22 protein-coding genes, 1 tRNA gene and 3 pseudogenes are annotated in these 20591 nt (G+C 51.6%); 16 read left to right on the top strand and 10 right to left on the bottom strand.

Annotated elements, in window-relative coordinates; translation table 11 throughout:
* Positions 1-322 precede the first annotated feature (322 nt).
* The 5 genes from frdA (at position 323) to ACLD4K_RS05690 (ending at position 4260) form a co-directional block, all read left to right on the top strand.
* On the top strand, positions 323-2113 hold the full coding sequence (frdA, locus tag ACLD4K_RS05710) for a fumarate reductase (quinol) flavoprotein subunit (protein WP_001192954.1): 1791 nt from the start codon (positions 323-325) through the stop codon (positions 2111-2113).
* A complete protein-coding gene (gene frdB, locus ACLD4K_RS05705; protein ID WP_183059419.1) occupies positions 2106-2840 on the top strand; it encodes a fumarate reductase iron-sulfur protein in 735 nt (244 codons plus the stop codon). The genes frdA and frdB overlap by 8 nt, the downstream gene beginning before the upstream one ends.
* A gap of 10 nt (positions 2841-2850) precedes the next feature.
* The gene (gene frdC, locus ACLD4K_RS05700) at positions 2851-3246 is read left to right on the top strand and encodes a fumarate reductase subunit FrdC (RefSeq protein WP_000208749.1); all 396 of its coding nucleotides are present in this window, start codon (positions 2851-2853) and stop codon (positions 3244-3246) included.
* A gap of 10 nt (positions 3247-3256) precedes the next feature.
* Positions 3257-3616, top strand: coding sequence for a fumarate reductase subunit FrdD (frdD, locus tag ACLD4K_RS05695; RefSeq protein WP_000609650.1), 360 nt, complete (start codon positions 3257-3259; stop codon positions 3614-3616).
* Positions 3617-3726: 110 nt separating this feature from the next.
* Positions 3727-4260, top strand: a complete 534-nt coding sequence (locus ACLD4K_RS05690; protein WP_411011517.1) for a lipocalin family protein — start codon at positions 3727-3729, stop codon at positions 4258-4260.
* A 16-nt stretch (positions 4261-4276) separates the two neighbouring features.
* Here the strand turns inward: ACLD4K_RS05690 and sugE are convergent, their stop codons facing one another.
* Positions 4277-4594 carry a quaternary ammonium compound efflux SMR transporter SugE gene (gene sugE, locus ACLD4K_RS05685; protein WP_000118469.1) on the bottom strand — a complete coding sequence of 106 codons (318 nt, stop codon included), beginning with the start codon at positions 4592-4594 and terminating at the stop codon, positions 4277-4279.
* 256 nt (positions 4595-4850) lie between these two features.
* Between sugE and ACLD4K_RS05680 the strand changes: the two genes are divergently transcribed.
* On the top strand, positions 4851-5438 hold the full coding sequence (locus ACLD4K_RS05680) for a helix-turn-helix transcriptional regulator (protein ID WP_000912959.1): 588 nt from the start codon (positions 4851-4853) through the stop codon (positions 5436-5438).
* 30 nt (positions 5439-5468) lie between these two features.
* On the opposite strand, the gene ecnB is transcribed toward ACLD4K_RS05680, so the two are convergent.
* The 3 genes from ecnB to efp all read right to left on the bottom strand — a co-directional run bounded on the left by ecnB (position 5469) and on the right by efp (position 6483).
* Positions 5469-5615, bottom strand: a complete 147-nt coding sequence (gene ecnB / locus ACLD4K_RS05675; RefSeq protein WP_000239598.1) for a lipoprotein toxin entericidin B — start codon at positions 5613-5615, stop codon at positions 5469-5471.
* A gap of 107 nt (positions 5616-5722) precedes the next feature.
* Positions 5723-5857: an entericidin A/B family lipoprotein gene (locus tag ACLD4K_RS05670; RefSeq protein WP_000977687.1), complete on the bottom strand. Its 135-nt coding sequence runs from the start codon at positions 5855-5857 to the stop codon at positions 5723-5725.
* Between the two features lie 59 nt (positions 5858-5916).
* On the bottom strand, positions 5917-6483 hold the full coding sequence (gene efp / locus ACLD4K_RS05665) for an elongation factor P (RefSeq protein WP_000257282.1): 567 nt from the start codon (positions 6481-6483) through the stop codon (positions 5917-5919).
* Positions 6484-6523: 40 nt separating this feature from the next.
* On the opposite strand from efp, the gene epmB reads away from it, so the two are divergent.
* Together epmB and ACLD4K_RS05655 are read left to right on the top strand one after the other, a co-directional pair.
* Entirely contained in the window at positions 6524-7552 is a 1029-nt protein-coding gene (gene epmB, locus ACLD4K_RS05660; RefSeq protein WP_000940478.1) for an EF-P beta-lysylation protein EpmB, read from the top strand.
* Between the two features lie 282 nt (positions 7553-7834).
* Positions 7835-8692: a YjeJ family protein gene (locus ACLD4K_RS05655; protein ID WP_411011516.1), complete on the top strand. Its 858-nt coding sequence runs from the start codon at positions 7835-7837 to the stop codon at positions 8690-8692.
* Between the two features lie 47 nt (positions 8693-8739).
* Here ACLD4K_RS05655 and ACLD4K_RS05650 read toward each other — a convergent pair whose 3' ends face one another.
* From ACLD4K_RS05650 to ACLD4K_RS05640, 3 genes are all read right to left on the bottom strand, one after another.
* The gene (locus ACLD4K_RS05650; protein WP_000558210.1) at positions 8740-9093 is read right to left on the bottom strand and encodes a DUF4156 domain-containing protein; all 354 of its coding nucleotides are present in this window, start codon (positions 9091-9093) and stop codon (positions 8740-8742) included.
* 243 nt (positions 9094-9336) lie between these two features.
* The gene (groL, locus tag ACLD4K_RS05645) at positions 9337-10983 is read right to left on the bottom strand and encodes a chaperonin GroEL (protein ID WP_174895157.1); all 1647 of its coding nucleotides are present in this window, start codon (positions 10981-10983) and stop codon (positions 9337-9339) included.
* Between the two features lie 43 nt (positions 10984-11026).
* On the bottom strand, positions 11027-11320 hold the full coding sequence (locus ACLD4K_RS05640) for a co-chaperone GroES (protein WP_000027827.1): 294 nt from the start codon (positions 11318-11320) through the stop codon (positions 11027-11029).
* Between the two features lie 275 nt (positions 11321-11595).
* Between ACLD4K_RS05640 and yjeH the strand changes: the two genes are divergently transcribed.
* Entirely contained in the window at positions 11596-12837 is a 1242-nt protein-coding gene (gene yjeH, locus ACLD4K_RS05635) for an L-methionine/branched-chain amino acid transporter (RefSeq protein WP_411011515.1), read from the top strand.
* 59 nt (positions 12838-12896) lie between these two features.
* On the opposite strand, the gene ACLD4K_RS05630 is transcribed toward yjeH, so the two are convergent.
* Positions 12897-13373: an FxsA family protein gene (locus ACLD4K_RS05630; protein WP_001267291.1), complete on the bottom strand. Its 477-nt coding sequence runs from the start codon at positions 13371-13373 to the stop codon at positions 12897-12899.
* Positions 13374-13713: 340 nt separating this feature from the next.
* On the opposite strand from ACLD4K_RS05630, the gene aspA reads away from it, so the two are divergent.
* The 6 genes from aspA to ACLD4K_RS05600 all read left to right on the top strand — a co-directional run bounded on the left by aspA (position 13714) and on the right by ACLD4K_RS05600 (position 19517).
* A complete protein-coding gene (gene aspA, locus ACLD4K_RS05625; protein ID WP_000069440.1) occupies positions 13714-15150 on the top strand; it encodes an aspartate ammonia-lyase in 1437 nt (478 codons plus the stop codon).
* A 114-nt stretch (positions 15151-15264) separates the two neighbouring features.
* On the top strand, positions 15265-16566 hold the full coding sequence (gene dcuA, locus ACLD4K_RS05620; protein WP_000637595.1) for an anaerobic C4-dicarboxylate transporter DcuA: 1302 nt from the start codon (positions 15265-15267) through the stop codon (positions 16564-16566).
* Between the two features lie 120 nt (positions 16567-16686).
* Positions 16687-17034, top strand: coding sequence for a divalent cation tolerance protein CutA (cutA, locus tag ACLD4K_RS05615; protein WP_000887832.1), 348 nt, complete (start codon positions 16687-16689; stop codon positions 17032-17034).
* Positions 17010-18713: a protein-disulfide reductase DsbD gene (locus ACLD4K_RS05610; RefSeq protein ID WP_411011514.1), complete on the top strand. Its 1704-nt coding sequence runs from the start codon at positions 17010-17012 to the stop codon at positions 18711-18713. Before cutA ends, ACLD4K_RS05610 begins: the two co-directional genes overlap by 25 nt.
* Positions 18714-18749: 36 nt before the next feature.
* A complete protein-coding gene (locus ACLD4K_RS05605) occupies positions 18750-19325 on the top strand; it encodes a transcriptional regulator (RefSeq protein ID WP_001188511.1) in 576 nt (191 codons plus the stop codon).
* A gap of 116 nt (positions 19326-19441) precedes the next feature.
* Positions 19442-19517: transfer RNA gene (locus tag ACLD4K_RS05600), tRNA-Phe, on the top strand.
* 211 nt (positions 19518-19728) lie between these two features.
* Here the strand turns inward: ACLD4K_RS05600 and ACLD4K_RS05595 are convergent.
* Positions 19729-19947, bottom strand: a pseudogene (locus ACLD4K_RS05595) (tyrosine-type recombinase/integrase); the annotation flags it as partial.
* A 150-nt stretch (positions 19948-20097) separates the two neighbouring features.
* Here ACLD4K_RS05595 and ACLD4K_RS05590 point away from each other — a divergent pair.
* Positions 20098-20316, top strand: a pseudogene (locus ACLD4K_RS05590) (IS481 family transposase); the annotation flags it as partial.
* 57 nt (positions 20317-20373) lie between these two features.
* Here ACLD4K_RS05590 and ACLD4K_RS05585 read toward each other — a convergent pair.
* Positions 20374-20577, bottom strand: a pseudogene (locus ACLD4K_RS05585) (transposase); the annotation flags it as partial.
* Positions 20578-20591: the final 14 nt, after the last annotated feature.

Genomic DNA, 20591 nt, shown 5'->3' with positions numbered 1-20591 from the left:
GATTCTTTCTCCAGTTTAAGACAAGGTCACGAAGTCTACTCGCAACGCGCGGGCGAAACAAATTTTGCGCAGGCGTATCGGGCGCCTTCTGGAGGGTAAAAAAAGTGATTTCAGATGGTTTAGTAATTAAATTAATCAAAATCAATGATAATTCATCCCTCTGATACGCTAAAAAAATCGAACACGTCAAATTTCCCTCACATCCCTGAGACTATACTGTTGTACCCATAAAGGAGCAGTGGAAACGCATTCATACTTCGCAGAACCCAGAGGCTTTATCTGGCTGCGCGAGGGTGAAATTACAATAATCTGGAGGAATGTCGTGCAAACCTTTCAAGCCGATCTTGCCATTATAGGCGCCGGTGGCGCGGGATTACGTGCTGCAATTGCTGCCGCACAGGCGAATCCCAATGCTAAAATCGCACTGATCTCAAAAGTGTACCCGATGCGCAGCCACACCGTCGCTGCCGAAGGGGGTTCAGCCGCTGTCGCCCAGGATCATGACAGCTTTGACTACCATTTTCACGATACGGTAGCAGGCGGAGACTGGCTGTGTGAGCAGGATGTCGTGGATTACTTTGTCCACCATTGTCCCACTGAGATGACGCAGCTGGAGCAATGGGGCTGCCCGTGGAGCCGCCGTCCGGACGGTAGCGTTAACGTGCGTCGCTTCGGTGGTATGAAAATCGAGCGTACCTGGTTCGCCGCGGATAAAACCGGCTTCCATATGCTGCATACTCTGTTCCAGACTTCCCTGCAGTTCCCGCAAATCCAGCGCTTTGACGAACATTTTGTGCTGGATATTTTGGTTGATGACAACCATGCGCGCGGCCTGGTGGCAATGAACATGATGGAAGGCACGCTGGTGCAAATCCGTGCCAACGCCGTGGTAATGGCGACAGGCGGCGCAGGCCGCGTATACCGCTATAACACCAACGGCGGCATCGTCACCGGCGACGGGATGGGCATGGCGCTGAGCCACGGCGTTCCGCTGCGTGATATGGAATTCGTTCAGTATCACCCGACCGGCCTGCCAGGTTCCGGTATCCTGATGACTGAAGGTTGCCGCGGCGAAGGTGGTATTCTGGTCAATAAAAATGGCTACCGTTACCTGCAAGACTACGGCATGGGCCCCGAAACGCCGCTGGGCGAGCCGAAAAACAAATATATGGAACTGGGGCCGCGCGACAAAGTATCCCAGGCTTTCTGGCACGAATGGCGTAAAGGCAACACTATCTCCACGCCGCGCGGCGATGTGGTTCACCTCGACCTGCGTCATCTCGGCGAGAAGAAACTGCATGAACGTCTGCCGTTCATTTGCGAACTGGCGAAAGCCTATGTCGGCGTCGATCCGGTTAAAGAACCGATTCCAGTACGTCCGACCGCGCACTACACCATGGGCGGCATTGAAACCGACCAGAACTGTGAAAGCCGTGTCAAAGGGCTGTTTGCCGTTGGCGAATGCTCCTCTGTTGGCCTGCATGGCGCGAACCGCCTCGGTTCCAACTCACTGGCGGAACTGGTGGTGTTTGGTCGTCTGGCTGGCGAACAAGCAATGGAACGCGCTGCTACGGCAGGCGCCGCAAATAGCGCCGCGCTCGACGCCCAGGTTGCCGATATTGAACAACGTCTGAAAAATCTGGTGAACCAGGAAGGCAACGAAAACTGGTCGAAGATCCGCGATGAGATGGGTCTGTCTATGGAAGAAGGTTGCGGTATTTACCGTACCCCGGAACTGATGCAGAAAACCGTTGATAAACTGGCCGAGCTTCAGGAACGTTTCAAGCGCGTACGTATCTCCGATACCTCCAGCGTGTTCAACACCGACCTGCTGTATACCATCGAACTGGGTCATGGTCTGAACGTGGCGGAATGTATGGCGCACTCTGCGCTGGCGCGTAAAGAGTCCCGCGGCGCGCATCAGCGTCTGGATGAAGGCTGTACCGAGCGCGACGATGTGAACTTCCTCAAGCACACCCTCGCCTTCCGCGATGCTGATGGCACGACCCGTCTGGAATACAGCGACGTGAAAATCACCACCCTGCCGCCAGCCAAACGTGTTTACGGCGGTGAAGCGGAAGCAGCCGATAAGAAGGAGAAGGCGAATGGCTGAGATGAAAAACCTGAAAGTTGAGGTGGTGCGCTATAACCCGGAAACCGATACCGCGCCGCACAGTGCTTTCTATGAAGTTCCTTATGATGAAACCACGTCACTGCTGGATGCGCTGGGCTACATCAAGGATAACCTGGCACCGGACCTGAGCTACCGCTGGTCCTGCCGTATGGCGATCTGCGGCTCCTGCGGCATGATGGTCAACAACGTCCCTAAACTGGCGTGTAAAACCTTCCTGCGCGATTACACCAACGGTATGAAGGTGGAAGCGCTGGCGAACTTCCCGATTGAGCGCGATCTGGTTGTCGATATGACGCACTTTATCGAAAGCCTGGAAGCGATCAAACCGTACATTATTGGCAACTCTCGCACGCCAGATCAGGGGCCGAATGTCCAGACCCCGGCGCAAATGGCGAAGTATCACCAGTTCTCCGGTTGCATCAACTGTGGTCTGTGCTACGCCGCGTGCCCGCAGTTCGGTCTGAATCCTGAGTTTATCGGACCGGCTGCAATTACGCTGGCGCATCGCTATAACGAAGATAGCCGCGATCACGGTAAGAAGGAGCGTATGGCGCAGTTGAATAGTCCGAACGGCGTATGGACCTGTACTTTCGTGGGCTACTGCTCCGAAGTCTGTCCAAAACATGTCGATCCGGCTGCGGCCATTCAGCAGGGTAAAGTGGAAAGCTCGAAAGACTTTCTTATCGCCACCCTGAAACCACGCTAAGGAGTGCAACATGACGACTAAACGCAAACCCTATGTGCGGCCGATGACGTCCACCTGGTGGAAAAAACTGCCGTTTTATCGCTTTTATATGCTGCGCGAAGGCACAGCGGTGCCGGCAGTCTGGTTCAGTATTGAACTGATTTTCGGTCTGTTTGCGCTCAAACACGGCGCGGAATCCTGGATGGGATTCGTCGGCTTTTTACAAAACCCGGTGGTAGTGATCTTAAACCTGATCACCCTGGCGGCCGCGCTGCTGCACACCAAAACCTGGTTTGAACTGGCGCCGAAGGCGGCCAATATCATTGTAAAAGACGAAAAAATGGGGCCAGAGCCAATCATCAAAGGGCTTTGGGTGGTCACTGCGGTAGTCACCGTAGTCATTCTGTATGTTGCCCTGTTCTGGTAAGGAGTCCCGGATGATTAATCCAAACCCAAAACGTTCTGATGAACCCGTATTCTGGGGACTGTTTGGCGCAGGCGGTATGTGGGGCGCGATCATCGCGCCGGTGATCGTGCTACTGGTTGGCATCATGCTGCCGCTGGGGCTATTTCCGGGCGATGCCCTGAGTTTTGAGCGCGTACTGACGTTCGCCCAAAGCTTTATTGGTCGCGTTTTTCTGTTCCTGATGATCGTGCTGCCGCTATGGTGTGGCCTACACCGTATGCACCACGCGATGCATGACCTGAAAATCCACGTGCCTGCGGGCAAATGGGTCTTTTACGGTCTGGCGGCAATCCTGACCGTTGTGACGGCGATTGGCGTTATCACTCTCTAAGTTGCCACGATGCCCTCTTATCTACCCGATAAGAGGGCGTTTTTTCTTTTCCTGCCTCTCATTTTCCCGCCAGGTTCTACACTTAGAAAAAACACTGGAAGGAAAATCTTATGCGCATTCTGCCCGTCGTTGCTGCAGTTACGGCTGCATTTCTGGTCGTCGCCTGTAGTTCGCCTACCCCGCCTAAAGGCGTCACCGTGGTAGATAACTTTGATGCCAAACGTTACCTCGGCACCTGGTATGAGATCGCACGCCTCGATCATCGATTTGAACGTGGGCTGGAACAAGTCACGGCCACCTATAGCCTGCGTGACGATGGCGGGATTAATGTCATCAATAAAGGCTATAACCCGGATCGGGGAATGTGGCAAAAAACAGAAGGCAAAGCGTATTTTACCGGTAGTCCAAACCGCGCCGCGCTCAAGGTCTCTTTTTTCGGCCCATTCTACGGCGGCTATAACGTGATTGCGCTTGACCGGGAATACCGTCATGCGCTGGTGTGCGGCCCGGATCGCGACTATCTGTGGATACTCTCTCGCACGCCAACGCTTTCTGAGGAAATAAAACAGCAAATGCTGGCCGTCGCGACCCGGGAGGGGTTTGACGTCAATAAATTAATTTGGGTAAAACAATCAGGTTCGTAGCGATATCAGCAACGAATTAATGCGCACTGAGTTTTAGCCCAATGATACCCGCGACGATCAAGCCAAGACTGAGCAAACGCGCCGGTGAGGCAGACTCGCCCAACAGAAGGATACCGGTGATTGCCGCCCCGACGGCGCCGATGCCGGTCCAGATGGCGTACGCCGTTCCAACGGGCAGCGTTTTCATTGCCCAGGAAAGTAACGCCATACTGATAACCATGGCCGTAATGGTGATAATACTGGGGGTCAGACGAGAAAAACCGTGGGTATACTTCAGGCCGACAGCCCATACCACTTCAAGTAAACCAGCGATTAATAGAATGATCCAGGACATAGCAGGCTCCAGATAATTAATGGGGCCGTCCCCGGTGAGAATAGCGTTTACAGGTCGTCCTGTAACGTATACGGATGAAAAGCCATTCTTGCCTGAGAGAAAATGAATTTCAACCTTTTTATTTTTTTCCGTCTAAAGGCGGGAATTGGCCCTTTTAAGCCGCGTAGTTTTCGCATTTAGCGCCCACAGGAGTTCTCTATGATGGAACGCCTTCTGGGAAAGAAAGTGCTTTATCTACTTCCGGGTGCAAAAAACTATGTTGAAAATTTTAGTGATAGACCGATGCCACTTTACCCGTACGGGCATGGAGGCCTGGCTTAATCACACTGATGTGCTCAGTTCTTCACTGCTGGTATCCGGGATGAATAACCTTATACTGGCGAAAGAACATATTCTGCAATGGAAGCCCCATCTGGTTATCGCTGATTTATATGGTTTTCTCAACGATGCCTTACCCGAACAGCCTATCAATGCATTTTTTGCCGCCTGCAGGATGACGCCGTTGGTATTATTACAGTCAGGGAATATGCCGTACAGACCGCAATATGCCAGTCATGCGGTGTTATCTAAACACACGCCTTTACATGAGCTTGCACAACGAATTAAAGGAGCGCTATATACTCATCCACTGCAGGAAGCGCCGGAAAGCGCCACGCCATTGCTCTCTCCGCAGGAGGAAAAAGTGCTCGCGATGTGGACGGAAGGCACCAGCAATAAAGAGATTGCGTATGCGCTTGGCATTCACGGGAAAACGGTTTACACCTATAAACGTAATATCCGTATGAAACTTCATATGGATAACCGATATTCTCCCTTTCTTATGCTTCCGGAGAAAATCGATTAACGGTACGACGCCATGCCGTACCGTTGATGGTTACTGCTGAGCTCTGGTTGCAGCGCCAGAGATCGCACTACCACCGTCCGAGATGTCCTCGCCCACGCCGCGCGTGGTATTACAAGCAGTTAATACAGTGGAAAGTACCAAAACAGAAAAGATCGCTGCAATTGTCTTTTTAACCATAATGTCTTCCTTTTCTAGCCAATGTTGTTTGTGTATAGCAACTTAATAATAGACAACATCCCAGAAAATGACGGGCGATCGACTAATTTTAGGAAGACGAGAAGCGATTAGCTGGCTGCGCGGGAGATGGCATGGCCAAGATGCTGAATATCTTCGCCGAAGCCGCGGGCGGTATTACATGCCGTTAATAATGTGCTGGTAAGAAGAACCAGCGCGACAAGGCCGATAAAGCGTTTCATCATTGAGGCGCGAAAACAGGATGGCGCAGCATACGCTGCACCATTTTTCCCGATAACGTAAATTATTTTACGCGGGATACGTATTCGCCGGAACGGGTATCGACTTTGATCACTTCGCCAATCTGCACGAACAGCGGAACTTTAACCACTGCGCCAGTAGACAGCGTGGCTGGTTTGCCGCCAGTACCTGCGGTATCGCCCTTCAGACCTGGGTCGGTATCAACAATTTCCAGTTCAACAAAGTTCGGCGGAGTGACAGAGATAGGCTGACCGTTCCACAGGGTTACGATGCATTCTGCCTGATCCAACAGCCATTTTGCGTTGTCGCCGATAGCCTTGGCATCTGCAGACAGCTGTTCGAAGGTTTCGTTGTTCATGAAATGCCAGAACTCACCGTCGTTGTACAGGTAAGTCAGGTTCATATCGACTACATCCGCGCCTTCAGCGGAATCGGTCGATTTGAAGGTTTTCTCAACGCGCGTGCCGGTCAGCAGACGGCGCAGCTTAACGCGGGCAAACGCCTGGCCTTTACCCGGTTTCACGAATTCACTGGATTCAACCGCATAAGGTTCGCCATCCAACATGATTTTAAGACCGGAACGAAAATCGTTGCTATAGTAAGTCGCCATAAGGCCCTCTGAAATTGTTAACTGGTAGCTAAGCCACAAAATGGCGCATATTGTAACCCTAAATACCCCATTGCGAGAAGATTGGTTAGCGCAACTTGCCGATGTTGTGACCAATCCCGACGAACTGCTGCATCTTTTACAGATTGAAGCTGATGAAAACCTCCGGGCAGGACAGGACGCCAGGCGCTTGTTTGCCCTCCGCGTGCCGCGCGCTTTTATTGCGCGCATGGAGAAGGGCAACCCTGACGATCCTCTGTTACGTCAAGTGCTGACGTCCCGGGATGAATTTATTGTCGCCCCCGGTTTCTCCACCGACCCGCTGGAAGAGCAACACAGCGTGGTGCCAGGATTATTGCATAAATACCAAAACCGGGCGCTATTGCTGGTAAAAGGCGGATGTGCGGTAAATTGCCGCTACTGTTTCCGTCGTCACTTCCCGTATGCGGAGAATCAAGGCAATAAGCGCAACTGGAAAGTCGCGCTGGAGTATATCGCCGCACACCCGGAACTGGATGAGATCATCTTTTCCGGCGGCGATCCGCTGATGGCGAAAGATCATGAGCTGGACTGGCTGCTCACGCAACTGGAAGCCATTAAGCACGTCAAGCGGCTACGCATCCACAGTCGGTTGCCTATCGTCATCCCGGCACGCATTACTGACGAACTGGTCGCCCGCTTTGACCAGTCACGTCTGCAAATTTTGTTGGTGAACCATATCAACCACGCTAATGAAGTGGACGAGGCATTCTGCCTGGCGATGAAGAAACTGCGCCACGTGGGCGTCACGCTTCTCAACCAGAGCGTTCTGCTGCGTGGCGTGAATGATAACGCGCGAACACTGGCGAATCTGAGCAACGCGCTATTTGACGCCGGCGTGATGCCCTATTACCTGCATGTGCTGGATAAAGTACAGGGCGCCGCGCATTTTATGGTCACCGATGACGAAGCCCGGCAAATCATGCGCGAACTGCTCACGCTGGTATCCGGCTATATGGTGCCAAGACTGGCGCGTGAAATCGGCGGCGAACCGAGCAAAACACCGCTGGATTTACAGCTTCGGCAGCGCTAATTCTCGCGGGCGCATCAGGGACGACGAAAAATATTACCGCGCAATATCATGAGGAGATTCCCTTCGCGATTCTCCTCACCCTCTGGCGACGATAAAATACCCTTCGTTAAATACACCTTTCCGGCCCTCTCTTTTCAATAAAGTCCGTTTCAGGACTCGCTTAGCGTGTACTGCATTTTCGAATTATACTGGTTCTCCTTTTTATAGGACGGCATAAACAATTTATATATCAAATACATTGCAGTAAAACATTTAATTATTTTATATTTGTGGAGAATTGACATGGCCTTAACGATTAAGGGACTAAATACCGGCGTTATTCGTCACAATGATAAGTTTATCGCGCTGGCGCTTAAGGTGAAGTCACTGAGAAATAAAGAAACACTGCTTTTCTTTCCTGTGCTCGCGCTGCGAGATTTGTTGATCGGCCTTGAACACCGGCTTTATTTACAACACTCGCTTCCGGAACAAGAGCAGGAAAAACGCCAGAAAGCCAAAAGCAGTCATGTGCTTAAAATGCATGAAAATATTCCGGCAATACTCCGTGAAGAGCTGGAAAACGCCGATGTTAATCAGCGTGTTGAATCTTTAGTACTGAGCGATAATACAGAAAAAGTATTAACCTTTACGTTAAAGCTGCACAATGGTAGCCATCTTGATTTACAGGTCGGTGAGTGGCAGGTTGAAGTTCTGGTGATGGCTATTATTCACGCCATTAATAATGCCGAAATGCGTGAGCTCGCATTGCGTATTTCTTCAATGCTGGACTTTTTACCATTATACGATGCTGACTGCCTGGAAAACGGCAATATCGAATTTGATACCTATAACCAGCCTGACTGGAAACATAATCTGTATAACCATTATTTAGCGCTCGTTTATCGTTATACGGATGAAGCAGGACAATCGCATGATTGCGGCACCATCATTAAGACCCGCAGTCAGTCAGGCTCTAAAGAAGCTGAAGCGATATCACGCCGCTTGCTGAATTTCAGCCCGCGTCTTAAAAAGCTGGAAGGAAAACCGTGTAAGGTTTTTGTCAGAACGCTTGGAACCGGTAAAGCAGCGCGTCTGACGCAAGATCAATGTATGCACGCGTTGCATAATCTACGCATGGCATCATCGCAGGAAAAACGCTAGCCATATCGCCCTCTGAATTTTTCAGAGGGCGTTACGATTCAGACATATCAATTCGGACATTTATAAACCTGGCCGTTCATCTCGCTGGCCGTCGGGACAAAACTGGACAACATGCCCTGTGACGGACTACTTACGCCATACAGCACGTTTCCACCCATCGCGGCCGCCTGATTACGCAGATCGTTCGCTGCGCCACGCATTGAGCCACCCTCTTCGCCGTGCTGGCCTGAAAACCAGTTACTCTGTTTACCGGTTGCCGTACCAATAAGCTGGCATTCCGCGCCTGGCTTATCTTCGACAAAGCGTACATTTTGGCCGGCAGCGGTGAGTTCGTTGCTGGAGCTACAACCCGCCATCAGCAGCGCGGCGCCAACGATCCCTGCTAAATATTTCACGTGCATGTTATTCCCCATAATCAATGAGCTGGACGTTTTGTCCGTATCTGAATCTTATACTAAAAAGATGACCAAAAGAAAAACCCCCGGTCATTTCTGCCCGAGGGTTTCTCAATTCTGGGAGATAAGCACCCAAATCATTCTGGTTGCAGGAAGGCGGCCAGTTTGTTAATCCACAGGAGCTTACTCAAGTAAGTGACTGGGATTAGCCAACGCATCTGCAGCCTGAAGGATGCAGGGTGTGGGCAATTACATCATGCCGCCCATACCACCCATACCACCCATGCCGCCAGCAGCGCCTAAATCAGGAGCATCGCTTTTCGGCAGGTCGGTCACCATGCACTCGGTGGTGATCATCAGACCAGCCACAGAGGCCGCGTACTGCAGAGCAGAACGAGTAACTTTGGTTGGGTCCAGGATACCCATGTCGATCATGTTGCCGTATTCTTCAGTTGCAGCGTTGTAACCGTAGTTACCGTCACCAGCTTTCACGGTGTTAGCTACTACAGACGGCTCTTCGCCGCAGTTCAGCACGATCTGACGCAGCGGAGCTTCCATTGCACGCAGCGCAACTTTGATACCCACGTTCTGGTCTTCGTTCTGGCCTTTCAGGTCAGCAATTTTAGAAGCAACGCGGATCAGCGCAACGCCGCCACCGGCAACCACGCCTTCTTCTACCGCAGCACGGGTCGCGTGCAGGGCATCTTCAACGCGGGCTTTCTTCTCTTTCATTTCAACTTCGGTCGCAGCGCCAACTTTGATAACCGCAACGCCGCCTGCCAGTTTCGCTACGCGCTCCTGCAGTTTTTCACGATCGTAGTCGGAGGTCGCTTCTTCAATCTGCTGACGGATCTGAGCAACACGGCCCTGGATTGCAGCTTCTTCACCCACGCCATCGATGATGGTGGTGGTGTCTTTGTTGATCACAACACGTTTCGCCTGACCCAGGTCTTCCAGGGTTGCTTTTTCCAGCTCCATACCGATCTCTTCAGAGATTACGGTACCGCCGGTCAGGGTAGCGATATCCTGCAGCATCGCCTTACGACGATCGCCGAAGCCCGGTGCTTTAACCGCAGCCACTTTCACGATGCCACGCATGGTGTTCACCACCAGGGTAGCCAGCGCTTCGCCTTCAACATCTTCAGCGATGATCAGCAGCGGTTTGCCTGCTTTTGCAACGGCTTCCAGAACCGGCAGCATTTCGCGGATGTTGGAGATTTTCTTATCAGCCAGCAGGATGAACGGGCTTTCCAGCTCTACTGCGCCAGTTTCCGGCTTGTTGATGAAGTAAGGAGACAGGTAGCCGCGGTCAAACTGCATACCTTCAACCACGTCCAGTTCGTCCTGCAGACCGGTACCGTCTTCAACGGTGATGACGCCTTCTTTACCGACTTTATCCATCGCTTCCGCGATCAGTTTACCTACGGTTTCGTCGGAGTTAGCGGAGATAGTACCTACCTGAGCAATCGCTTTAGAGTCGGAGCACGGTACGGACAGCGCCTTCAGCTCTTCAACCGCAGCAGCAACCGCTTTGTCGATACCACGTTTCAGGTCCATCGGGTTCATGCCCGCAGCAACGGCTTTCAGGCCTTCGGTAATGATGGACTGCGCCAGTACGGTCGCGGTGGTGGTGCCGTCGCCTGCAGCGTCGTTCGCTTTAGAGGCAACTTCTTTCACCATCTGCGCGCCCATGTTTTCAAACTTGTCTTCCAGTTCGATTTCACGCGCTACGGAAACACCATCTTTAGTGATAGTCGGCGCACCGAAAGATTTATCCAGAACCACGTTACGGCCTTTCGGACCGAGGGTTACTTTCACTGCATCTGCCAGTACGTTTACGCCGCGCAGCATTTTCACACGAGCGTCGTTACCGAATTTTACGTCTTTAGCTGCCATTTTCTCTTTCCCTTAAATTCGTATGTTCAGTGTCGTTCGCGGATTACGCTTCAACAATTGCCAGAATGTCGCTTTCAGACATGATCAACACTTCTTCATTGTCGATCTTTTCAGATTTCACACCGTAGCCATCGTTAAAAATAACGATGTCGCCAACTTTCACGTCCAGCGGCTGTACAGTACCGTTGTCCAGGATGCGACCCTTACCGACAGCGATGATTTCGCCACGAGTTGATTTACCCGCTGCGGAACCGGTCAGTACGATGCCGCCAGCAGATTTGGACTCAACTTCTTTACGTTTGACGATCACACGATCATGTAACGGACGAATACTCATTGATAGCTCTCCTTTGAGAAAGTCATTATCAGTTATGGGTGACGCCGGCCCGTAAACGGTTTCCCGGCTAGTGACCAGAGAGATGGGGATGGGGTTTTGCCCCTTCAAGGGGGGAGATGAAAAAAAATTCTTCTGAGCGAAAAAAGCCGTAAAAACGCTACTTATCTCACGTTTACCCAAGGTTTAGAACAACCTGCTATAAGAAAAGGTGTGTGTGATACGCTTAAAAATGTCTTTCGCCACCTGACGTTACAATGCCGCCGGATAATGAGCTGATGAATGAACTAAAAAAAGAGCTTGGGTTGGTTCAGGGCGTTATCTTGTTAACCACATCACTATTAGGGACTGGCGTTTTTGCGCTTCCGGAGCTGGCTGCGCTGGCGGCAGGCAACATCAGCCTTTGGGCATGGCCGCTGCTCATTATTTTGATTTTCCCTGTTGCGATTGTCTTTGCTGTGCTGGGACGTCATTTTCCACACGCTGGCGGCGTAGCACATTTTGTCGGGATGGCATTTGGTCCGCGTCTGCAACGGGCTTACAGTTGGCTGTTTTTATCAGTTATTCCTGTTAGTTTTCCCGCAGCCTTGCATATTGCGGTGGGTTTCGGCCAGGCGCTGTTTGGCTGGCAAAGCGAACAGCTCTTATTGGGGGAGCTGGGTACTCTAGGTTTACTATGGTTTATGGGATCGCGCGGCGCCAGCTCCAGCGCCAACCTGCAAGCCATTATCGCTGGATTAATTATCGCGCTTATTGCCGCCATTCTGTGGAAAGGCGCGATTAAACCTGCAGATATCACCTTCCCAGCCGCAAACGACATCACCTTTCCCCGGCTGTGTACCGCCCTGGCGATCATGTTCTGGGGATTTGTGGGAATCGAGGCTTTTACGCATTTGTCGTCTGAATTTAAAAATCCTGAACGTGATTTTCCGCGCGCATTGATCATTGGTCTGATGCTGGCCGGTGCCATTTATTGGACCTGTACCGCCGTGGTGCTGCATTTTGGCGTCTATAGCGACAAGATAGCAGCAACAGCCTCGCTACCGCTTATTATTGTTCATCTCTTCGGTATCCAGGCGTTGTGGGTAGCCTGCATTATTGGTTATCTCACCTGCTTTGCCAGCCTGAATGTGTATGCTCAGAGTTTTGCGCGTCTGATATGGACGCAAATGCAATATCAGCCCGATCACTATCTGGCTCAACTCTCTCCCGGGCGCCTTCCCTTGCACGCGTTAAACGTTATTCTGGCCTGCTGTGGCGTGAGTTCCCTGGTCGTCTACGCCCTGAAGATTAACCTCAATGCGCTGATCGTCTATGCTAACGGTATTTTTATTATGCTCTATCTGCTTTGTATGCTGGCGGGCTGTCGACTGTTGAAAGGGCGCTGCTATGCACTGGCGGTGACGGGTTGTCTACTGTGCCTGTTATTGCTGGCAATGCTGGGGTGGAAAAGCTTATATGCCATTATCATGCTGGCTGCATTATGGCTGTTTTTACCGAAGCGAAAACGCATGGCGTAAGACGCATCCGCTGGCCGGATAACGCCTCACGCGACCTTATCCGGCCAACATCTCTACCTTTAATCCCGACGATCGTCTTTATGTTCAATACGATCGCGATCGTCGTCTTTACGCTGATACTCGCCGTCAAATGTTTCGCCACCGCCAGTACCCGCGCTAAACCCGCCGCCCGGCATCCGGGAAAAACGTAAATGCGGCAGCAACTTCAGCGTCAAATGTTTTTGCACTGGCGGTAACAAAAGGAGAAGGCCGAGAAAATCGGTGAAAAATCCCGGCAACAGGAGCAGTAAGCCAGCGATGATCAGCGATACACTCTTAATCATTTCTGCCGCCGGGCTCTCACCGGCCGCCATTTTTTGTTGCATCAGCAAAAAGTTTTTAAAACCCTGGTTACGTACCAGCGACATACCGATAACAGACGTAAAAATCACCAGGATTAGCGTCATCAGGACACCAAGCACATGGGCGACCTGGATAAAGATAGAAATCTCAATGTAAACATAGAGAAAGACAGCTAAAAAGGGTATCCAGCGCAAAGGACTCTCCTGTAAGTCATGGCCGTCTGCGACGACCATTTGAATGGGGTTGCGATTCGCATCGATTCGATATGGTGGTGCGTAGCAAAATTTCAAGTGGTTTGTACACCTATTTTAGGTAGTAATACTAAAGCGGTGACCTATTTCACAAAATAATAAATAAGGGGTAAATTCCCACACTTTAAGTGATCCAGATTACGGTAGGAATTCTGAACCAGCATATGATCTCGTTTATCAGGCCGATGGAGGGGATAATCGTCGGTCAGAAAACATTCGAAATCACATATATCCTGTGTGTTTTAAAGTAAAAATCATTGGCAGCTTGAAAAAGAAGGTTCACATGTCAAACAACATTCGTATCGAAGAAGATCTGTTGGGTACCAGGGAAGTTCCAGCTGAAGCCTACTATGGTGTTCACACTCTGAGAGCGATTGAAAACTTCTACATTAGCAATAACAAAATCAGCGACATCCCTGAATTTGTGCGTGGCATGGTTATGGTAAAAAAAGCGGCGGCGCTGGCCAACAAAGAGCTGCAAACCATTCCTAAGAGTGTGGCGAACGCCATCATTGCCGCATGTGATGAAGTCCTTAACAACGGTAAGTGCATGGACCAGTTCCCGGTAGATGTCTACCAGGGCGGCGCGGGTACTTCCGTCAACATGAATACCAACGAAGTGCTGGCCAACATCGGGCTGGAACTGATGGGTCATCAGAAAGGTGAATATCAGTACCTGAACCCGAACGACCACGTGAATAAATGTCAATCCACTAACGACGCCTATCCGACAGGCTTCCGTGTAGCGGTTTACGCCTCTATCGTCAAACTGATCGATGCCATCAACCAGTTGCGTGAAGGTTTCGAACGTAAAGCGGTTGAATTCCAGGACATCCTGAAAATGGGTCGTACCCAGTTGCAGGACGCCGTACCGATGACGCTTGGTCAAGAATTCCGTGCGTTCAGCATCCTGCTGAAAGAAGAAGTGAAAAGCATCGAGCGTACTGCTGAGCTGCTGCTGGAAGTCAACCTTGGCGCAACGGCAATCGGTACTGGTCTGAACACGCCGAAAGAATACTCTCCGCTGGCGGTGAAAAAACTGGCTGAAGTCACTGGTTTTGCCTGTGTTCCGGCTGAGGATCTGATTGAGGCGACATCTGACTGTGGCGCGTATGTTATGGTTCACAGCGCGCTGAAACGTCTGGCAGTGAAGATGTCCAAAATCTGTAACGACCTGCGCTTGCTCTCTTCTGGTCCTCGTGCCGGCCTGAACGAGATCAACCTGCCGGAACTGCAGGCGGGCTCTTCCATCATGCCAGCCAAAGTGAACCCGGTAGTACCGGAAGTCGTAAACCAGGTATGCTTTAAAGTCATCGGTAACGACACCACCGTTACGATGGCGGCGGAAGCCGGTCAGTTGCAGTTGAACGTTATGGAGCCGGTTATCGGTCAGGCGATGTTCGAATCCATCCACATTCTGAGCAACGCGTGCTACAACCTGCTGGAAAAATGCGTTAACGGCATTACCGCAAATAAAGAAGTGTGCGAAGGGTACGTTTATAACTCCATCGGTATCGTCACTTACCTCAACCCGTTCATCGGCCACCACAACGGCGACATCGTCGGTAAAATCTGTGCTGAAACCGGTAAGAGCGTACGTGAAGTTGTGCTGGAGCGCGGCCTGTTAACGGAAGCCGAGCTGGACGATATTTTCTCCGTACAGAACTTGATGCACCCGGCTTATAAAGCTAAACGTTATACTGATGAAAGCGAACAGTAATCGTACAGGGTAGTACCAAAGAGGCACGTCACGATGACGTGCCTTTTTTCTTACAAGAAGTTACCAAATAACAACAATTTAATATCAACTTGTTAAACAACAAGGAAGGCTAATATGATAGTTGTCGAACTTATCATTGTTTTGCTGGCAATCTTTTTGGGCGCCAGACTTGGGGGCATCGGTATTGGATTCGCAGGTGGGCTGGGTGTTCTGGTACTTGCCGCCATCGGCGTGAAGCCAGGGACAATTCCATTCGATGTCATTTCCATCATCATGGCGGTTATCGCCGCGATCTCTGCTATGCAGGTCGCGGGCGGTCTGGATTATTTGGTAAACCAGACGGAAAAACTGCTGCGTAAGAACCCGAAATACATCACTATCCTCGCACCGATTGTGACCTATTTCCTGACTATTTTTGCTGGTACCGGGAACATTTCCCTGGCAACGCTGCCGGTTATTGCTGAAGTCGCGAAGGAGCAGGGAATCAAACCTTGCCGTCCGCTCTCGACCGCCGTGGTATCCGCGCAGATTGCGATTACCGCCTCGCCGATTTCTGCGGCCGTGGTGTATATGTCTTCTGTTATGGAAGGTCATGGCATTAGCTACATCCACCTGCTGTCCGTGGTTATCCCCTCTACGCTGCTGGCGGTGCTGGTGATGTCCTTCCTGGTCACGATGCTGTTCAACTCCAAACTGTCGGACGACCCGATTTACCGCAAGCGTCTGGAAGAAGGGCTGATTGAGCTGCGTGGTGAAAAGCAGATTGAAATCAAACCGATGGCAAAAAATTCCGTCTGGCTGTTCCTGCTGGGCGTTATTTGCGTGGTTGTTTATGCGATTGTCAACAGTCCGAGCCTCGGCCTGGTTGAAAAACCGCTGATGAACACCACCAACGCTATTTTGATCATCATGTTGAGCGTCGCAACGCTGACCACCATCCTGTGTAAAGTGGAAACTGACGCCATCCTCAACTCCAGTACCTTTAAAGCAGGGATGAGCGCCTGTATCTGTATTCTGGGCGTGGCGTGGCTGGGCGATACCTTCGTATCCGCTAACATCGACTGGATCAAAGACACTGCGGGTAGCGTCATCCAGGGCCATCCGTGGCTGCTGGCCGTCATCTTCTTCTTTGCTTCCGCGCTGCTCTACTCTCAGGCGGCAACGGCGAAAGCGCTGATGCCGATGGCGCTGGCGCTGAACGTCTCTCCGCTGACGGCAGTCGCTTCCTTCGCCGCCGTTTCCGGCCTGTTCATTTTGCCGACCTACCCGACGCTGGTTGCGGCGGTACAGATGGATGACACTGGTACAACCCGTATCGGTAAATTCGTCTTTAACCACCCGTTCTTCATCCCAGGCACCCTGGGCGTCGTTCTGGCTGTCTGCTTCGGCTTCCTGCTGGGCAGCTTTATGCTGTAAGTGTTTCACCCGCGGGGCGTATCACGCCCCGCATTCTCCCGCCCTTTGACTAACATCCTGCCCTCGTCCGTTGTATAGTGACCGTTCACTTGCGGGTCTTTTTGTTCTTTCGAGGTGTTTATGCTTGATGTTAAGAGTCAGGATATTTCCATCCCCGAGGCCGTTGTGGTGCTTTGTACCGCCCCGGATGAAGCTACCGCCCAGGATTTGGCCGCCAAAGTGCTGGCGGAAAAACTGGCCGCCTGCGCCACCCTCCTCCCCGGCGCGACATCGCTGTACTACTGGGAAGGCAAACTGGAGCAGGAGTATGAAGTTCAAATGATCTTGAAAACCACCGTTTCACATCAGCAAGCGCTTATCGACTGCCTGAAGTCTCATCACCCGTATCAAACGCCTGAACTTCTGGTTTTACCTGTTACTCACGGAGATACTGATTACCTCTCATGGCTCAACGCATCTTTACGCTGATCCTGCTGCTGTGCAGCACATCCGCCTTCGCCGGATTATTCGACGCGCCGGGTCGCTCGCAGTTCGTCCCTGCCGACCGGGCGTTTGTTTTTGATTTTCAGCAAAATCAACACGATCTTACCCTCTCCTGGCAGGTAAAAGAGGGTTACTACCTTTACCGTAAACAAATCAGCATCACGCCAACGAAAGCGGATATCGCCGCAGTCCAACTCCCGGCAGGCGTCTGGCATGAAGATGAATTCTACGGAAAAAGCGAAATCTACCGTAAGCGGCTAAACGTTCCGGTAACGGTTAACCAGGCGGCGGCTGGCGCGACATTAACGGTAACGTACCAGGGGTGCGCCGATGCGGGATTCTGTTATCCGCCGGAAACGAAAACGGTGCCGCTAAGTGAAGTCGCCGCGGCAATAGACGCCACGCCGACGCCTGCTGTCCCCCAGACGGGTGAGACATCAAAACCCGCCGCCCAGCTACCTTTTTCCGCGCTCTGGGCGCTGCTGATCGGCATCGGCATCGCCTTTACGCCCTGCGTTTTACCCATGTATCCGCTGATTTCCGGTATTGTCCTGGGGGGAAGGCAACGTTTGTCGACGGGGCGCGCACTGCTGCTGGCCTTTATCTATGTACAAGGGATGGCGCTGACCTATACCGCACTGGGTCTGGTCGTCGCCGCGGCGGGATTACAGTTTCAGGCGGCGCTGCAGCACCCTTATGTGTTAATCGGCCTTGCCATCGTGTTCACCCTGCTTGCGTTGTCGATGTTTGGCCTGTTCACACTACAGCTCCCCTCCTCACTGCAAACCCGGCTGACATTAATGAGTAATCGTCAGCAAGGCGGCTCGCCCGGCGGCGTTTTTGTTATGGGGGCGATTGCCGGATTAATTTGCTCGCCCTGCACTACAGCGCCGTTAAGCGCGATCCTGCTTTATATCGCTCAGAGCGGAAACATGTGGCTGGGCGGCGGTACGCTGTATTTGTATGCATTAGGTATGGGTCTGCCGCTAATGCTGGTCACCGTGTTTGGCAACCGCCTGCTACCGAAAAGCGGCCCGTGGATGGCGCATGTCAAAACCGCTTTTGGTTTCGTGATCCTCGCGTTACCGGTCTTTTTACTGGAGCGGATTATTGGCGAGGCTTGGGGTTTACGTCTGTGGTCGCTGCTGGGCGTCGCTTTCTTTGGTTGGGCCTTTATCACCAGCCTTCAGGCCAGACGAGCGTGGATGCGTATCGTACAGATTATCCTGCTGGCGGCAGCGCTCATTAGCGTGCGGCCTCTACAGGATTGGGCGTTCGGATCGCCATCTGCGCAAGCTCCAGCGCACCTCAATTTCACGGCTATTTCTACCGTGGACGAACTCAATCAGGCGCTGGCGCGGGCCAAAGGCAAACCCGTTATGCTGGATTTCTACGCCGACTGGTGCGTGGCCTGTAAAGAGTTTGAAAAGTATACCTTCAGCGATCCGCGGGTCCAGCAGGCGCTCGGCGACACGGTGCTCTTGCAGGCTAACGTCACCGCTAACAATGCGCAGGATGTCGCGCTGTTAAAGCATCTGCAAGTCCTTGGGCTGCCCACCATTCTGTTCTTTGATGCCCAAGGCCAGGAACAGCCGCAAGCGCGAGTCACCGGCTTTATGGACGCCGCCACCTTTAGCGCGCATTTGCACGATCGCCAACCGTGAGCGACACTTGCAAAAGCAAAGACGGAGGAGAATACCGTGCAACGTGAAGATATTCTGGGAGAAGCCCTGAAATTACTGGAGACGCAAGGGATAGCCGATACTACGCTGGAAATGGTGGCGGAGCGCGTAAATCGCCCACTCGACACATTACAGCGTTTCTGGCCAGATAAAGAAGCCATTTTATATGACGCGCTACGTTATCTGAGTCAGCAGGTAGATATCTGGCGACGCCAGCTTCTTCTTGATGAGACGCTTTCTGCTGAACAAAAGCTACTGGCACGCTACAGCGCGCTTTCGGAATGTGTCAGTAATAACCGTTATCCTGGTTGCTTGTTCATTGCCGCCTGTACGTTTTATCCCGATCCAACCCATCCTATTCACCAACTGGCTAATCAACAAAAACGCACGGCACATGATTTTACCCATGAACTACTGACCACGCTGGAAATTGACGATCCGGCGATGGTTGCAAGGCAGATGGAGCTGGTGCTGGAAGGTTGTCTCAGCCGAATGCTGGTCAACCGCAGTCAGGCTGATGTAGATACCGCTCAGCGGTTGGCGGAAGATATTCTGCGTTTTGCACAGTGCCGCCAGGGTGGCGCGCTCACCTGACGGGGTACTGATTTTATGCATTTTGCCTGAAAAGCAGGCAGTCAGCGCGCTTTTATCACTTTTTTCGTGTAAAGCCGTTGACGACTGCGCCCCTTTACGGTTTAATGCGCCCCGTTGCCCGGATAGCTCAGTCGGTAGAGCAGGGGATTGAAAATCCCCGTGTCCTTGGTTCGATTCCGAGTCCGGGCACCACTATTCAAAGCCGGTTGGTCAGATTTGCAAGATGCAATCCTGACGGACACGAAGGCGAGCCAGTAAAAACACGATGTAACGCTGTTACTTGTGGTTGAAAAAAGGCTCTTGGAAAACAGACTTGTTGGAGCAAGTCTGTTTTTTCGTGCGTGATCTTTACAGATATTTGTTGTTAATGTCAAATTGTGTCAGCGACACATTCATCAGGCCGCTACATCAACTCCGTTTCCAGTATATCCCGCAGGCTATCAACACTTTCATCAATGTATTCCAGCGTCGATGTGATGCTGACATGGCCCAGCAGTTTCTTCACCGCGTACAAATTACGTTCAGGTGATTTCATCATATGGGTTGCCACCGTATGCCGGAACCGGTGTGGCGTGATCGTAAACTTACACTCCCTGGATAAGCGCCGGAAGAACGCCCGCATGAGTCACTGAACAATATGACTCCGGCTGAATTTATCCGAAGTCTCCGGAAAGACGAAGATCTCTGATTTAGCACTGTACTGAATTTGGGCCAGGGTCATCAATTTGGCCGGGATCTCAAAAAAAGCATGGGACTAAAGTGGGTCTATTTACAGTTCCACAGGACTATCTTGCAGGAGTTTTATCAGGTGACGTTCCGCAAAAAGTTATATGGTGATCTTGAAGCATTACAATCGGATCTTGATGAATGGCTGGCTCACTATAATAATGAGCGAACCCATCAGGGAAAAATGTGCTGCGGCCGGACGCCGATGGAAACGTTACTTGATGGAAAGCGCATCTGGGCTGAGAAAAATTTAAACCAGATGTAATCTGACAGATACCTGTATAAATAACCGGTAACTGTCAGATCAGGTCTGAGCTAATACTATGATCTTGCGTTCGATCTCGTCGGACAGCGTAGTCTGATGTTTCTTCACCTGTTGTGGCTCAAAAGTGCCGTTACGATCGCGCGGGGTTGTCAGTTCGAAGTTGCCTGTCGGGGCCTTAATGGTCTTTTTACCGGAACCATTTTTACGGTTCGCTTCCACATCCTGAGCCAGATGAGAGTCAGGCTCAGCAGACAGAGCCGCTTAGGTTAACTGAT

Source organism: Salmonella sp. 741265055_HSA (assembly GCF_046569525.1).
GTDB lineage: Bacteria > Pseudomonadota > Gammaproteobacteria > Enterobacterales > Enterobacteriaceae > Salmonella > Salmonella enterica.
This window is presented reverse-complemented; position numbering and strand designations above follow the sequence as displayed.